At 48.9% G+C, this 16036-nt stretch carries 10 protein-coding genes; 7 read left to right on the top strand and 3 right to left on the bottom strand.

The features are described from left to right. The first annotated feature begins 144 nt into the window (after window positions 1-144). Together Q4488_RS05365 and betB are read left to right on the top strand one after the other, a co-directional pair. Window positions 145-1881 (top strand): BCCT family transporter, encoded by a 1737-nt coding sequence (locus Q4488_RS05365; protein WP_303579440.1) that lies wholly within the window; start codon window positions 145-147, stop codon window positions 1879-1881. Between the two features lie 86 nt (window positions 1882-1967). Further along, a complete protein-coding gene (gene betB / locus Q4488_RS05360; protein WP_303579439.1) occupies window positions 1968-3425 on the top strand; it encodes a betaine-aldehyde dehydrogenase in 1458 nt (485 codons plus the stop codon). 474 nt (window positions 3426-3899) lie between these two features. Here the strand turns inward: betB and Q4488_RS05355 are convergent, their stop codons facing one another. Further along, the gene (locus Q4488_RS05355) at window positions 3900-4859 is read right to left on the bottom strand and encodes a universal stress protein (RefSeq protein WP_303579438.1); all 960 of its coding nucleotides are present in this window, start codon (window positions 4857-4859) and stop codon (window positions 3900-3902) included. A gap of 10 nt (window positions 4860-4869) precedes the next feature. Next, the gene (locus tag Q4488_RS05350; RefSeq protein ID WP_303579437.1) at window positions 4870-6567 is read right to left on the bottom strand and encodes a cation:proton antiporter; all 1698 of its coding nucleotides are present in this window, start codon (window positions 6565-6567) and stop codon (window positions 4870-4872) included. A gap of 641 nt (window positions 6568-7208) precedes the next feature. Between Q4488_RS05350 and Q4488_RS05345 the strand changes: the two genes are divergently transcribed. From Q4488_RS05345 to Q4488_RS05325, 5 genes are all read left to right on the top strand, one after another. Beyond that, complete coding sequence (locus Q4488_RS05345; RefSeq protein ID WP_303579436.1) at window positions 7209-8639, top strand: ATP-binding protein; 1431 nt, start codon at window positions 7209-7211, stop codon at window positions 8637-8639. Continuing rightward, entirely contained in the window at window positions 8636-9313 is a 678-nt protein-coding gene (locus Q4488_RS05340; RefSeq protein WP_303579435.1) for a response regulator, read from the top strand. Before Q4488_RS05345 ends, Q4488_RS05340 begins: the two co-directional genes overlap by 4 nt. Before the next feature lie 136 nt (window positions 9314-9449). Further along, window positions 9450-10880 carry an efflux transporter outer membrane subunit gene (locus Q4488_RS05335; RefSeq protein WP_303579434.1) on the top strand — a complete coding sequence of 477 codons (1431 nt, stop codon included), beginning with the start codon at window positions 9450-9452 and terminating at the stop codon, window positions 10878-10880. Next, window positions 10877-12163: an efflux RND transporter periplasmic adaptor subunit gene (locus tag Q4488_RS05330; protein WP_303579433.1), complete on the top strand. Its 1287-nt coding sequence runs from the start codon at window positions 10877-10879 to the stop codon at window positions 12161-12163. Before Q4488_RS05335 ends, Q4488_RS05330 begins: the two co-directional genes overlap by 4 nt. Further along, the gene (locus tag Q4488_RS05325; RefSeq protein ID WP_303579432.1) at window positions 12160-15309 is read left to right on the top strand and encodes an efflux RND transporter permease subunit; all 3150 of its coding nucleotides are present in this window, start codon (window positions 12160-12162) and stop codon (window positions 15307-15309) included. The genes Q4488_RS05330 and Q4488_RS05325 overlap by 4 nt, the downstream gene beginning before the upstream one ends. A 262-nt stretch (window positions 15310-15571) precedes the next feature. On the opposite strand, the gene Q4488_RS05320 is transcribed toward Q4488_RS05325, so the two are convergent. Beyond that, the gene (locus Q4488_RS05320; protein ID WP_303579431.1) at window positions 15572-15811 is read right to left on the bottom strand and encodes a hypothetical protein; all 240 of its coding nucleotides are present in this window, start codon (window positions 15809-15811) and stop codon (window positions 15572-15574) included. Between the last annotated feature and the right edge of the window lie 225 nt (window positions 15812-16036).

Genomic DNA, 16036 nt, shown 5'->3' with positions numbered 1-16036 from the left:
CTTATTAAAAAAAACAGGAGCTATATTCTTATCGGATTAACAGACTTTCAACGGCAGACGACATATCAATAAAATAATAAAAGTGATTAATAAAAATGGCTTCATATATAACAATAGAATAATTATGTGCTAGAGGAAGTATCTATGCTGAATAACGATGAACTAGAATCATTAATTGAAAAACGTGGGGTTTTGAAAGGACTTAATTCAACGCTAGGAATTACCTCTATTGGGCTTGTTATTGTATTTGTACTGTATTCAATTCTATTAGGAAAAACAGCGAGTGAGCAGTTTCTCGGTATCAATAGCTGGATTGAACAAACCCTAGGCTGGTATTACATCGCGGTGATGATGTTAGCGTTTATGATTTGTGGGTTTTTACTGTTCTCTAAGGCGGCTGCGATTCGACTCGGACGGGATCATGAGCGTCCTGAATTCTCGAACTTTGCTTGGTTTTCGATGCTGTTTGGCTGTGGCACCGGTGCCGGTATGCTGTTTTTCTCCATGTCTGAACCGATGATTCACTTTGCAAGTGGTTGGAGTGGTGGCAACCCTTTTATGAGTTCTGAAGCGAAAACCGCCGTTAATGAGTTCTTCGTCGCGAAACAGGCGGCCTTAAACGCGGGGTTGTTACCCGGCGATGCGGGCTTTCCTGTCCCCAATGGTCTGGTGGCGGATGCCGCTGCCGGCGGTTTGACGTTAACGATTTTTCATTGGGGAACGGTGGCTTGGGCCATGTACGGTATCGTGGGCCTTTCGCTTGCATATTTTGCGTTTCGTAAAGGGCTGCCCTTAGCCATTCGGTCTGCATTATACCCTCTGATTGGTAAACGTATTTATGGCCCAATTGGTCATGCTGCGGATATCCTTGCTGTGCTTGGTACTATCTTTGGTATTTCGACGACGTTGGGCTTGGGCGTCCAGCAAATAGGTGCAGGGTTGGTATCGATTGGATTTATTGAACAAACCAGTCAAACCGTGACGATCTGTTCGATTATGTTTGTGACGGTGATGGCGACAATATCGGCTACCAGTGGCGTTGCCAAAGGTATTAAGATTTTATCGACCGCCAATACCTATATCTGTATTGCGATCTTGGCTTATTTTCTGTTTGCGAGTAATGGCACAAACTACCTGATTGCCAGTACCTTAACCGTGCTAGGCGATTATATTTCTAATGTGATTCCCATGACGTTATGGACTGCACGTAGTCCTGAAGAGCGTGTTTGGCAGGGTGGTTGGAGTATTTTTTATTGGGGCTGGTGGATTGCATGGTCTGCCTTCGTTGGTTTGTTTATTGCCCGTATTTCTCGTGGACGAACGGTTCGTGAATTCATCTTAGGGGTGATTATTATTCCATCGGTCGTATCCCTTCTTTGGTTCGGTATTATTGGTTCTGCTGGCATTTACGAGTCTGTTTATGGTGCCGATATGACGATTTATAATGCCGCCGTGCAAAATTGGGATTATGCCGGCACTATTTATGCTGCTTTTGATGTGCTGACACCAGGTGTCTCGGCGCTGATTGCTAAAGCGTGTGCTTTAGTTGTGGTGATTATCTTTTTTGTCACGTCGGCCGATTCAGGCACTTTAGTTTTGGGGCGTTTATTGTCCTTTGGTCGTCGACCTCCGGTGCAGCAGCGGGTTATTTGGGGCTGTGTGTTGGGTTTTGTTACCTTGATTGTTTTATTGATGGGTGGTGATCAAGCGTTAAAAGCATTACAAGCGGCTTCCATTGCCGGAGCACTACCCTTTACGTTTATATTAATAGCGATGATGTGGGGGTTGGTTAAATCGTTAAGGGAAGATAGTGAGCATTTAATTGCTGACGAGCAGATCGTTAAGCGAATGATTGAAAAAGAAGTCGCTGACTTATCGTAGCACTGCATCGAAGATGCCGCTGACTCGAGTGCTAGCGGGGTCTTATATGACTATCAATTGAATTAATTTTTATCAAAAGGTTCATCATGGCACATCAACAGCAATATATTCATGGCCGTTATCATGTATCGACGAGTAAAGAGCATTTCGAGACGCTTAATCCCGCAACAGGAGAGGTTATTGCGACGGTTGAGCAAGCCGGTCAAGCCGAATTAGAGGCGGCAATTGCATCAGCCAAAATAGGGCAAAAAGTTTGGGCGCTTATGCCCGCCGTTGAACGAGGCCGTATACTTCAAAAAGCGGCCGACTTGTTACGAGAAAATAATGACGTACTAGCTCGTTTAGAAGTGCTTGATACAGGCAAACCATTGCAAGAAGCTAGCTGCGTTGATGTGCAGACCGGCGCGGATGTGATTGAGTATTACGCGGGTTTAGCCGATAAAATTCAAGGGGATTATCAAAACCTTAGTCGTGGTAATTTTTTCTATACGTGTCGCGAACCATTAGGTATTTGCGCTGGCATAGGTGCTTGGAACTATCCCATTCAGATTGCGATGTGGAAATCGGGTCCGGCGTTGGCCGCCGGAAATGCTATGATTTTTAAACCGTCAGAAGAAACGCCGTTAACCGCGTTGAAGTTGGCTGAGATTTATACTCAGGCGGGATTACCTGATGGGGTCTTTAATGTGCTTCAAGGCGATGCTCGGGTAGGCCAAATGATGACCGCACACCCTGACATAGACAAAGTCTCGTTTACGGGTGAAGTGGGTACCGGTAAAAAAGTGATGGCTGCCTCGGCGCAATCTTTAAAAGATGTGACGATGGAGTTGGGTGGTAAATCGCCGATGATTATCTTCCCCGATATGCCCGTCGATCAAGCGGTTTCTGCTGCCATGTTGGCAAATTTTTATACCCAAGGTGAGGTGTGCACCAATGGTACTCGGGTTTTTGTTCATGAGGACATCATGGATGCCTTCACCGAAGAACTTAAAATCCGTACCGAAGCGATGATTATTGGCGACCCTATGAATATGGAGACGCAAGTGGGGGCGTTAATCTCTAAGCAGCACATGAATAAAGTATTGGGTTATATTCAAGCGGCGAAAGACGCGGGGGCAACGTTGTTATGTGGGGGTTATCAAGTGACTGACAACGGTTTGGATAAAGGCGCATTTGTTGCCCCCACCGTTTTCACCAATTGCACGGATGAGATGCCTCAAGTTAGGGATGAGATCTTTGGGCCTGTCATGTCGGTACTGAGCTTTAGTGATGAGGATGAAGTGATTAAGCGTGCCAACAACACTCAGTTTGGTTTAGCGGCAGGCGTTTTTACTAAGGACTTTGCTCGTGCTCATCGGGTGATCGGGCAGATGCAGGCCGGTATCTGTTGGATTAACGCTTGGGGAGCATCGCCTGCGGAAATGCCCGTGGGGGGATATAAAGAATCGGGTATCGGGCGTGAAAATGGTATCGATACGTTATATAACTATACACAGACTAAAAGTGTGTTTGTTGATTTGAATGATATTGAAAGCCCATATTGAAACGACAGATAGCGTTTTATCCATAACAGAGTTCAGGCTTTATTCGGCGAGGCAATAACGACAGGCGTGCCAATCTCGAAGAGGTGAACGGGTGAAAAAATTACCATGAGAGACTGGATGTCTTCATGGTAATTATCTTGCTGTGTTAGGGAAGGTGCGAATAAGGCCGTTATGTTCTCTGCGGACATTAGAATGGCCAGATACGCGAAAGCCAGTGCAGCGAAATGTCTGGACCTTTTCAAGCTGGCTGACAAAGTAGATGACCATTCTAATATCCGCCCTTCGGGGCTTTCAGAGAAGCAGGATCTCGGCGTTAACATTTTTCGACGAACCAGTATGCCTGTAACGGTTGCCTTGATCTCCAGCTTCTCTGTAAGCCAGAGGCGTAATTGACTTATTCGCACCTTCCCTTAATTCAATATCAAATATTCCCGATTTTTATAACTGCACGGCCACGGTCGGTTGAGAAACCGCTTAAGAGACCGGAGAGACGAACCCCTTGGGTTTGATGGCTAAAACAGAGCAATTCAGTTGGGGGAGAACATTTTCTGCAGTATTACCAATGATCATGCCTGCAATACCGGTGCGAGCGATGGTGCCCATCACCACTAAATCAGCATTGAGTTGCTTGGCTATTTTAGGCAGTTCGCGTTCGGGGGGGCCTTCCGCAAGATGGGTTTGAGGTGATAAGTAGTTATAAGATTTCACGCCTATTTTTGACTTTAAATCATTCATGAGTGCTTTTATTTTGTGCTGCATTTGACGACATTCGGCGGAAAATAGGTCTTCTTTAACTTTATCGGGTTGCTCTGCCCATAGACTAATAAAGCCAGCCTGTGGCACATCGTAAGCATTAACCACGTGCAGTGTGGTGAAGTCTGCGAGTGATAGTGAATAGGCAAACTCAAGAATCTCTGAGTTTAATTCATCGTTACAGTTGTCGTCATCATCCTCGTCTAGATCGATAGCCGCCATGATGTGTTTATATTGTGGATTAGCGTCTTTTTTCATCAGCCAGACCGGGCAGGGGCATTTTCGCAGCAGGTGCATATCATCGCTACCAAATAAGCGATCCAGCCAATCAATATCGTCGATCTCCTTAATCACTAAATCAAAGTTCTGTGCTTGAACGAGGCGAATAATTTCGAGGTATTGTTGACCGGTTTTTTGTTCAACATTTAAATCGATATCGAGCGACGCGAGCAGTGTCTGTAGTGTGGCTTTTTCGCGTTGTAACATGCTCATCGGCCGGACTTCTTCGCTGATACCTGCGTGCTCATAAGATTTCACTAACGCTGATACGTCGGGTAGCATTTGTAGTAGTGTTAGGTTGGCTTGATTTGATTTTGCCAAGGCGATAGCGCGCTGCAATGATGCCGAAGACTTATCTGTGTGATGATTGAGTACATAGAGAATATTATTAAAATGTTTCATGACAGTCTTCCTATGACGGTTGTGATTGAAGGGGCTGATGCGCCAAACCTTGCAGTAATAACTCAGTGGCTCGATCGGCGGCATCTTGAAACGGGTCCAGCACTAAATCGATACCGAGCATCTTTAACTCTTCAGTTTCTATACTATTTTGTGACACGGTGGCTAATTTGCCGCTAAACCCTGCCGAACGTGTTAATTGAATAATCGTTTTACGGGTATCTTCCGATGAGAGCCCTGCGTGATGTTGCGGGATGGTGGAGACAAGCCACTGAGTATGCTTGAGCGGCAGTTGAGCGATAAATTCGGCATCGGTGATATCACCATATTCAGTCTCAAGTCCGAGATATTGCCAATGTTTAATGGCCGCTGGATTGAAGTCTAGTCCGAGTACCCTAATGTTTTTTTGTTGCAGACGTATCGCGATTTCTGTGCCTAAACGACCTAAACCAAAAATAACCACTGGATAAGCACTACCGACGGGGTGCTCGGTGGTTTGTTCTCGGGGTGCACCTGAGCGTTCAAAAATACCGATCAGTGGCTTAAAAAAAGCGTACAGCTGATGGGAATAGGTAATCATGTAAGTTGATGCGGTAATTGTCACAATACCCACGAGGGTGACTAAGCCTAGAATATCATGTTGAAGATGTCCTAGACTGATGCCCATGGTAATGAAAATGAGCGAAAACTCACTGATTTGCGCCACGGTCAGGCCTGCCAGAAATCCCGTTCTGTTGCGATAGCCCATCGTACCCATGATGCCCATCACGATAAGTGGGTTACCAATAAGGACAAAGAGGGAAAACAGGAGCGCCGCAGAAATATGAGTGCCTAGGAGGGATAGATCTAGCGTAGCGCCTAAGGCAATAAAAAAAAACAGCAGTAAAAAATCGCGTAATGATGCCAATCTAGACGCGATACTTTCTCGATAGGGTGTCGAGGCTAACGCGACACCGGCGAGCAAGCCGCCGACCTCCATGCCGAGGCCGATGATATTGCCGATAGCGGCAAAAAAGGCGGCTTGTGCAATTGCGTAAATAACCAGAAGCTCGGGTGTTTTAGCGAGTTGCTGGGTGAGTGGGTTAGCGATGTAGCGAACAAATAAGATGACAAACAGCAGCAATCCCGCCCCCGCCGTCGCGACTTGCCAGATGGCGGTGTTGGCACCATTAGCATGGCCCGAACCGATACCAATGGTTGCTAGAACGATCATCGCCACGACCACTACGAGGTCTTGAACGATCAAAAAACCGAGTGCAATTTTACCATGTAAGGCATCAATTTCGCGTTTATCGGAAAGCAGTTTGACGATGATGATGGTGGATGAAAAGGTTAGCGCTACCGCCACATAGAGGCTGGTAATGTGATCTAAGCCGATGGCAAGGCCGATGAAATAACCGACGATGGATGTAAAAGCGACCTGCCCAAGCCCTGTCATGATTGAGACTGAGCCAATAGAACGAATCAGCTTTACATCCAGTTTTATGCCGACCAGAAACAAAAGAACCGCAATGCCTAATTCGGAGAGTAATTGAATCTGCTCCTTCGATTGCACAATATCCAATACAGACGGCCCGGAGATTAAGCCGACGGCGATAAAGCTGACAATTAGGGGTTGCTTAAGCAATAAACCGATGAAGCCCATTATCGCGGCTAATACCAGTAAGGCGGCAATTTCAGTAAAAGACGATTGTGTAATCAATTCGACCAATGGGAGCTCCTTATCATTATCAGCTATCGATGATTAACTGATATCGACTTTCTCAACGTGATTGATTGGCAAGCATCGCTTGCTCTGATTATAGACATTAAACGCTAAACTAAGCCTTGAAACATAAGCCCTGAAACATAAGCCCTGAAACATAAGCCCTGAAACATAAGCCCTGAAACATAAGCCCTGAAACATATGCTTCGAAGCGCAGTCCTGAAAAAGCCTTCAGCGTTAAAATAGCATGCTATTTATAGGGCTTAGGTATCGTGTTAAGCCTTCCTGTTAGCTGTTTAGTTGCTGAGGTCAAACTTGATCGCTTTTTAGCCTTTAAAAAGCTACATCTGAATCTGCTCTACAGGTATAGACCTATTCAAGCTGAAAAAATTCATCGATAGAGGTGTTTAGTCTCAAACCGGGTGATGAGTTGTGCAATGTCCCGCATTAAAGAAACAGGCTTGAGTGAAGGGCGAGGCTATTTTAGGTTGTTGAATCATTGAACTTGACGCCGTGTGGTTCACTTTATATCAACCTCGATCGATCATTGACAGGCGTCCTTTTTTTTTGCCTATTTCAATGCATACTAGTGGATAAACCCTCTGTCCTGATGTCGATTGAATATGAACATAACCCGCAGACTCTTTGTGATTCAACTATTTATTTCGCTGGTGCTGGTGAGCGGGATGTTCCTGTTTGTGCAATGGTATTTTGATCGTGGTTTTATTCGCTACATTGATGAGCGGGAACAACAGCTTACCGATAGCCTCGTTGAAGAATTGAGTATGATTTATACCACGGATGGCGGTTGGCAAGCGCTATCGACCTCACCGAAGCGCTGGTTACAGTTGGTTACCTCAGTGACCGGTGCCCCCCTTATGGGCGAGCGCTTAGAACACCGTGCCGAGCGTTTGCGGCAAGAGGGTTGGCCGCCGCGAAACATTAAACCATCACCGGCGGGCTTACCTGTGCCGATGGAATGGCGAATTCGATTGTTAGATGCGCAATCGGCTATGATCTATGGTCCGAAGGATGAGTCGCTGTCTGATATGGAACGGCGGCCAATCAGGGGGAACAACGGGGCTATTGTTGGCTATCTCGGCTTGAGTAAGGATCAGGGCGTTTTTTCGGCGGCCCATGATTTGCAGTTTTCAGAACAGCAAAATCAGGCATATTTTATTATTGCGCTGTTTATGTTGTTGCTATCCGCAGGGGTGGCGTTGCCGTTAGCGCATCACCTGCTGAGACCGATAAAAGATTTAACCTTGGCCACGCGCCGCTTGGCATCGGGAGATTATAGTGCGCGGATTCAACATCAGAGTAATGATGAGATCGGTCAGTTAGCGTGTGACTTTAATGAACTGGCCCTAACACTGAGTCAAAATGAGGCATTACGGCGTCGCTGGGTAGCGGATATTTCGCATGAGTTACGCACGCCGTTAGCGATTTTATTGGGTGAAATTGATGCACTACGTGATGGTGTTTATACCTTAGATGATAATGCACTGAGTTCATTGCAGCAGGAAGCGCAATTGATGTCACGTTTGATTAATGACCTCTTCGAATTGTCGATGTCGGATATCGGTGCGCTTGATTATCATAAAGTGGCACTAAATTTAGGCGCAGCAGCACGCGATGCAATCGAAGGCTTTGCCTCAGGTTTTGCAGAAAAAGCGATTGTTATCGAAACGGCCGGTCTTGATGAGACACAAGCGGTGGTGTTTGCCGATCCCGACCGAATAGATCAATTGTTGTCGAATTTATTACACAATACACTGCGTTATACTGATGCTAATGGCTGCGCTAGAATGACCCTGATGCAGCGGGATAAACGGGTTTATTTGACCCTAGAAGATTCATCCCCTGGGGTGCAAGCGGCGGAACTGCCGAAGTTGTTTGATCGGTTATATCGCGCCGATTCATCGCGCAACCGAAAAACCGGAGGTACCGGCTTAGGTTTGGCGATCTGTCAAAATATAGCCGAAGCCCATAGCGGCTCGCTGACGGCGGCGCCCTCATCTCTTGGAGGGTTGTGTTTTACTCTAGAATTACCATTGATCACAGAGGAAACCGTATGAATGACACCATACTCGTGGTTGAAGATGAGGAAAAGTTAGCGCGCCTGCTGGCTCGTTATCTTGAGCAGGCTGGCTTTAGCGTGCATCAAATTCATAATGGCTTGGAAGCCACGCCTTGGATTCGTCAGCATCAACCCGATTTAGTCCTGCTGGATTTGATGCTGCCGGGCGCCGATGGGCTGGATATCTGTCGCGAGGTTAGATCATTCAGTCATGTACCGATTATTATGGTGACGGCGCGTGTCGAAGAGATTGATCGTTTGTTGGGGTTAGAGCTAGGAGCCGACGACTATATCTGTAAGCCGTATAGTCCGCGTGAGGTGGTGGCGCGGGTACGCGCGGTATTGCGTCGGATGAGTCCAACGGCCGCTATGGAGAACACGACGACGCTGCAGCTACGCGAAGATCAACTGCTGGTGATGGCGGGGACGAAATCCATGGAATTAACAGCCGTCGAGTTTCATCTACTACAGACGTTGAGTCAATCGGCAGGGCGGATCTATTCCCGCGATCAATTAATGGATCGTATTTATGCCGATCGACGTATCGTCAGCGAACGCACTATCGATAGTCATATTAAAAAGCTACGCCGAAAATTAACCGAGTTATTACCGGGGCAGGATGTGATTCAATCGGTTTATGGTGTGGGCTACAAATATGATCCAACCGGCTAATCGCAGGTTTGATATGCTAATAACGTTGCAAGCTGATTAACTTCCTTATTTTTTGCTTATTTGTTGCGCATGCTACAGCCTTAGGCGAGTGTCAATGTGGCGTGCTATTGCGCCTCAATTCTAAAAGTAGATAGTCATGAAACCAAGTAACCGTTCCCCCGCTTTCTTCAGCGCAAATCGTTTCACACGGTTGCTGCTGTTGCTATGTCTACCTTTAGCCGGATGCAGTTCGTCGACGCCTGAAACGATGTTGATCGACGTGCCAACGGGACAGTTTTCTCAAGCCGGGTCCGCAGCGTTGAATTTACGTTGGTGGGAAGCGTTAAAAGATGCCGAATTACAAGCATTAGAACGCATCGCGCTTGAGGCGAATCCCGATCTGTTAGCTACCCAGGCGCGTCTCGATCAGGCTGCTGCACTGGCGCGTAAAACCGGCGCTCAGCTTTATCCACAGGTGAGTGTAGGATTATCGGCTAACCGTACCGATGATAGTGATAGCTATAGCGCGAGTCTGGCGGCCAGTTACGAATTAGATCTGTGGGGTGGGCTGGCTGCGACCACCGAATCGGCTCGTGAATCGTGGTTGGCAAGTCGTGAGGCGCTAGATGTGGCGGCGATAACGCTCACCGCTGAGGTTGCTGATACTTGGTATGAAATGCTTGAGCAGGCGGGTCAGATCGCGTTGCTGACACAACAGCAGCAGACCAATCAACAGATGTTAGAGCTGATTGAGTTACGTTTTGATCGCGGTAAAGTGCAGGCAACCGATGTCTTGCAACAGCGGCAGTTGGTCGAGTCTTCAGAGGCCTCTTTGGCTGACGCTCGCGCTGATCAAGCCGTACTCGAGCATCAATTGATGACGTTGTTGGGGCAATCGCCGACTCACGCATCGCTGACCTTACCTAGCGGCACGCTGATTGAACTGCCACCGTTGCCTGCCACCGGTTTACCGGCGGAGCTTGTGCAGCAACGGCCGGATGTGCGTCAGGCATTTCATCTATTGCGGGCAGCTCAAGCGGATATTGCCATCGCGGTGGCCGATCGCTTTCCTGATATGAGTTTTAGTGCTTCATTAACCAGTACGGCGGGTGGCCTCAATCAACTGTTTAGTGATTGGGTAAGCGTCTTGGCGGGGGAGTTATTGGGCCCTGTGTTTGATGCTGGACAGCGAGTTGCCGAGGTCGAACGCAGTGATGCTGCCGCGCGTGCAGCGCTGCATGATTATAGCAGTGCTGTGTTGAGTGCGCTCACCGAAGTAGAAGATGCATTGGTGCGAGAGCAGCAGCAGCACTTGCGCTTGCAAAGTCTTGATCGACAGTTGCAATTAACTGCTGCCGTGGTTGAACGCAGCCGTTATAACTACACCAAAGGGACGGCGGATTATCTCGATGTTCTCGATGCGTTACGCACTCATCAAGCGTTGCAACGGGATCAGTTAACCGCGCATCGTACGCTCTTGAGCTATCGTATTGCTCTACATCGCGCGCTAGCGGGTGGTTGGCTAGCCGATTCACTGGCACCGCTGACGCTGGCTACCCCCTTAACCCATGAGATTGTAAACCTATGAAGCAGACGACAGAGAATCAGACCGCAATCGATGAGGTTGAACAACAACCTGCGGTGAATGCCACAGGGTTGATGCGTTGGTTACTCCCGTTAATCGTCGTCGCCCTCGGCATTGCCGGCAGTGTGCTACTGCTCAGTAGTGGCCCACAGGCGCGGATGGCGAAACCAGCGGCACAACAGCGATTAGTCGAAACCGCTGGGTTTTCGGCGGCCACCCATATACCGATGTATGAGGCGATGGGTCAGGTGGTGGCGGCTCAGGAGAGTGTGCTTTACCCAATGATCGATGGTTTGATTGTCACGCTGAGTGATCAGTTAATGCCGGGTGGGCAGTTTAGTGCCGGTGAAGAGATCCTGCGTATTGATGAGGCTGATTATCAATTGGCGCTACGCAAACAACAAGCGGCGGTGGCTGAAGCACAGGCCGCACTGCAAGAAGAGCTCGGCGAGCAGGCGGTGGCTAAACGTGAATATGAGCTATTGGGACGTGATCTCGCGGCGGCGGATAAAGCATTAGTGTTGCGGCAACCGCAGTTGGCCAGTGCCCGAGCCGTACTGGCCAGTGCGGTGGCGGATCGCGATCAAGCCAAATTGGATCTACAACGGAGTCGTGTTATTGCGCCGTTTGACGGCATGGTGGTATCGCGGAATATCGACTTGGGTACGCGAGTGACCAGTAGTACGGCGCTATTAACGTTGCTCAATGTTGACACATTCTGGTTAAAAGTCAGTGTGCCGGTTAGTGCTCTGGCTCATATTGAGATTCCCCGTCATGCGGGGGAGAAAGGCGCTGAGGTGGAGTTGTATCAGGCACGTAATGCCGGTCAGAAACGGCTTGGCCGAGTACTACGCCTGTTGCCCGAGCTGGATAGCGATAGCCGGATGGCGCAGTTATTGATTGAGGTCGAGGATCCGCTGGGGCTGCGTGCTGAAAACGCCGGTTTACCGGTGATTATGGTGAATGATTATATGCGCGTGCGTATTGCCGGCAAGCCATTAGCGGATGTGATCAGCCTGCCTCGCCGGTTACTGCGAGATGGGGATAACGTGTGGCTGATGAGCGCAGAGAATACTCTGGAAATACGTCCCGTTGAGGTCGCCTATCGTGCCGCTGATTATGTCTTAATCAGTGCTGGACTTGCGGCTGACGATAAAGTGATTAGCGTCGATCTGAGTACGCCGGTTGCCGGTATGTTGCTGCGGGAGTTGAATGAGCATCGATCGACGGACCCGCAGCCAGATACTGATAAGCCAAGGACCGCCGAACAGGAGGCGGATGAATGAGCTTAGCGGATAACTCAAGCGCAGCACTACGCGGCCCTATTGCCTGGATGACTCACAATCGAGTCACGCCTAACTTGATGATGTTAATACTGTTGTTCGGTGGTTTGTTTACCTCTTGGAGTATCAAGGAAGAGGTATTCCCCGACTTCACGCTCGATCAAGTGGATATCTCGGTTGACTATTCGGGCGCCAGCCCAGAAGAGGTAGAACAGGGTATTGTGCTTGCCATTGAAGAGGCTATACGTGGTGTTGAAGGGATTGCAGAGATCACCGCCACGGCTTCCGAGGGAAGTGCATCGATCAGTGCTGAACTCAGTACCGATGCAGAACCGATGCGTGTCTATCAAGATATTCAACAGGAGGTGGATGCCATCACCACGCTGCCTGATGATGCTGAAGAACCGCAGATTTCACTCGCCAGTCGGCAGCGTGAGGTATTGGGATTGGCTATAGCTGGGCCCGTCAGTGATTGGACGCTACGTGAAGTGGCTGAAACTGTGCGTGAACGTCTGTTATTGCAAGCGGATATTACACAACTGGATATGCGCGGTGACCGTGATTTTGAAATTCAGGTCGAAGTTGATCGAGATAGTTTACAGCGCTATAACCTCACCCTAGCGGATATCGCCACGATCATCGATAACAGTACCGTGGAGTTGCCCGGTGGCAGTATCGAAACGCGTGGTGGTGAGATCTTGTTGCGGGTTAAGCAGCGCCGCGACTGGGCGAAAGAGTTTGCTCAGATACCGGTAGTGGCAACGAGTAATGGCGGTTATTTAACCCTCGATCAGATCGCGAGCGTGAAAGATAGTTTTGAGGATGATGATAGCTCTCAGAAATTTAATGGTGATACGAGCATTGTCATAGAGGTTTATCGGGTGGGGGATCAGACGCCTGCACAGGTTGCCAATGCAACTCGGGCGGTGGTGACTGAGATGACCTCAGAGCTGCCGCCGGGTGTGACACTGAGTATCGATCATGATATGTCGGAAGTTTATCAACAACGTCTCGATCTGTTGTTGAAAAATGCGTTTTACGGTTTGGTGCTGGTGTTAGTGCTGCTAGGATTGTTTCTTGATTTCAAGCTGGCTTTTTGGGTCACACTCGGCATACCCACGAGTTTTCTTGGGGCTTTTTTGTTCTTGCCGCTGGTGGATGTCTCATTGAACATGATCTCTATGTTCGCCTTTATCGTTGCACTCGGTATTGTGGTTGATGATGCGATTATTGCCGGTGAAAATATCTATGAACATCGGCAGCAGGGGATGGGATTTCTCGAAGCGGCGATTAAGGGCGCGCGCGAGGTCTCGGTACCGATCGCCTTCAGTATTATGACCAATCTCGTTGCCTTTATGCCACTTTACTTTGTCCCCGGCACCATGGGCAAAATGTTTCAGGTGATTCCGTTAGTGGTAGCGGCAGTATTTTTGATTTCATGGGTGGAGGCGCTCTTGATACTACCGGCGCACCTCGGGCATTCGAAGTCGAGTTATCGTAACCCCGTGATGCGGTGGTTACAGCAGAAGCAGCTAGGCGTTGCCGCCGGACTGAATCGTTTTATTGAACAACGTTATCGACCACTGTTGATCTTGAGCTTGCGCAATCGTTATCTCACCGTGGCGCTGGGTGTTGCTGTGTTGAGTCTTGTGCTCGGCTATGCCGTGAGTGGGCGGATGGGATTTACGCTGATGCCGTTGGTTGAATCCGATCGCGCCATTGTGACGGCAACGCTGCCCTATGGCTCGCCGTATGAAAAAGTGCAGGCGGTCGAGACCGAGTTAGTGGCGGCTATTGAACGGGTCGCTCATGACGTGGGGCGCGAACAACTATTGGAAAGTATTGATGCCAATATCGCAGAAAACGTCAGTAGTATAAGGTTGACCCTGACGGATGAAGGTGTGCGTCCGCTTGAGGCCGGTGAAGTCACCCGTCGCTGGCGTGCCGAAGTCGGCGCTTTACCGCAGCTAGAATCACTTCGCTTTGAATCGGATTTGGGTGGCCCAGGGCGCGGTGCGGCGCTGACAATTGAGTTGAGCCATAACGATATCACTCAATTAGATCAAGCCAGTGCCGCATTGGCGCAGAAACTGGCTGAGCTGCCGTTAGTCACCGATATTAAAGATGGTTTTTCAGCCGGTAAAGAGCAGTTCGATTTTACTATTCTACCCGAGGGACGCAGTCTAGGGCTGACAGCGGAAGATGTCGGCCGGCAGGTACGTAATGCGTTCTCCGGCGCTGAGGCCTTGCGGCAACAGCGTGGTCGAAATGAGATTAAGGTTAAAGTTCGTTTGCCTGAGGCTCAACGGATCAGTGAATATGATATCGAGCAGTTTAAGGTTAAAACGCCGGATGGGGCTTGGGTGCCGCTGATGGAGGTTGCTCAATTGAAACAGGGGAGCGCCTATACCAGCATTGATCGGCGTAACGCTCGACGTACCGTGAGTGTCACTGCCAATGTTGATCCGGTCGATCAAACTAATCAGGTGGTGGCGAGTGTCCGTGATCAGGTGATGCCGGCGCTATTACAGCTATACCCCGGTTTAAGTTACAGCTTTCAGGGCAAGCAGGCCGATACCAGTGACAGTGTTAATAGCTTACGTAATAGTGCATTAGCGGCGTTAGTGATTATCTACGCCATGCTTGCGATCCCATTTCGTAGTTATGCGCAACCTATTTTGGTGATGGTCGCGATTCCGTTCGGGGCGGTGGGTGCCTTATTGGGCCATCTATTAATGGGCTTTAGTCTCAGTGTGGTGAGTCTGATGGGGATTATTGCGCTGTCGGGCGTGGTGGTGAACGATAGTCTGGTACTGATTGATTATGCTAATCGGCAACGGCGCGCCGGGATGGATGCATTGCAGGCGATATTGGCTGCGGGTACACGACGGTTTAGGCCGATTCTGTTGACGACTCTGACGACGTTTGGTGGTTTGGCACCGATGATTTTTGAGACCAGTGTGCAGGCTAAAATCATGGTCCCGATGGCTATTTCGTTGGGTTACGGTATTTTGTTTGCGACGCTAATCTCATTGCTATTGGTACCGAGCCTGTATCTGATTCTTGATGATGTCACGCTGCGCTTGAGTGGCAAACCTAAGCCGCTTGACGGTGACGCCTTTGAGGCGAACAAGGATATCGTTGTTTAGCCGCTATTGAGGCCATAGTCTAGGGATGGTCGAGGCATAGCCTGTGGAGAATGCTTGGGGAGTGTCTGCTCGATAGCGATTTCAAGGCGGCTGAATCATATTAAGCCAAGTGACGCACCTTCCTAAGCATGTTGGCAGTGTTACGGGTGGTGATCGTTGGTAAGCTAATCGATGAGCTCATGGTGAGCATCAAAAAAGCCCCGCTGCTGCTTAGCAACGGGGCTTTTTACTGTGGTATTGGCCACTCGGAGCAAAAGACGAATCACTGACGTTTAGGTGGGTTTTCCGGTGCGCAAGAGAGTTGTTCATCGCCTCTTTTGTCACAGACCCCCTTGAGCTTTTCTCCTTCTCGGCCACTAAAGCTACAGCTATCCCCTTTATCTGCTGAGGCACAGGCTTCGATGGCTTCTTGAGGTGGTCCATGACGCTCAGGTGCTGAGAACGCCGTGGTTGATAGTATTAACCCGAGTGACACAGCTAAGAGGCTGAGGGTTTTTTTCATGCTAAATCTCCCATAATGGATATAACAAAAGAGGTGAGTCGATGACGCTGATTGGTATGCGTCATTGTCTGCTTGAATGTGTTCTGCAGCCTAGGTTACTCAGAGATCAAGTAAATAGTGTGCAAACAGTATGGAACTGATTAATGATGCAGGACGCTGACGGTGGGGGTTGGCGAGCAGGGTGATGACAGGCTGGAAAAAACCTATCCTGTTGACAGTTTTTTG

It is taken from the genome of Amphritea sp. 1_MG-2023 (assembly GCF_030547545.1).
In the GTDB taxonomy this organism is placed as follows: domain Bacteria; phylum Pseudomonadota; class Gammaproteobacteria; order Pseudomonadales; family Balneatricaceae; genus Amphritea.
This window is presented reverse-complemented; position numbering and strand designations above follow the sequence as displayed.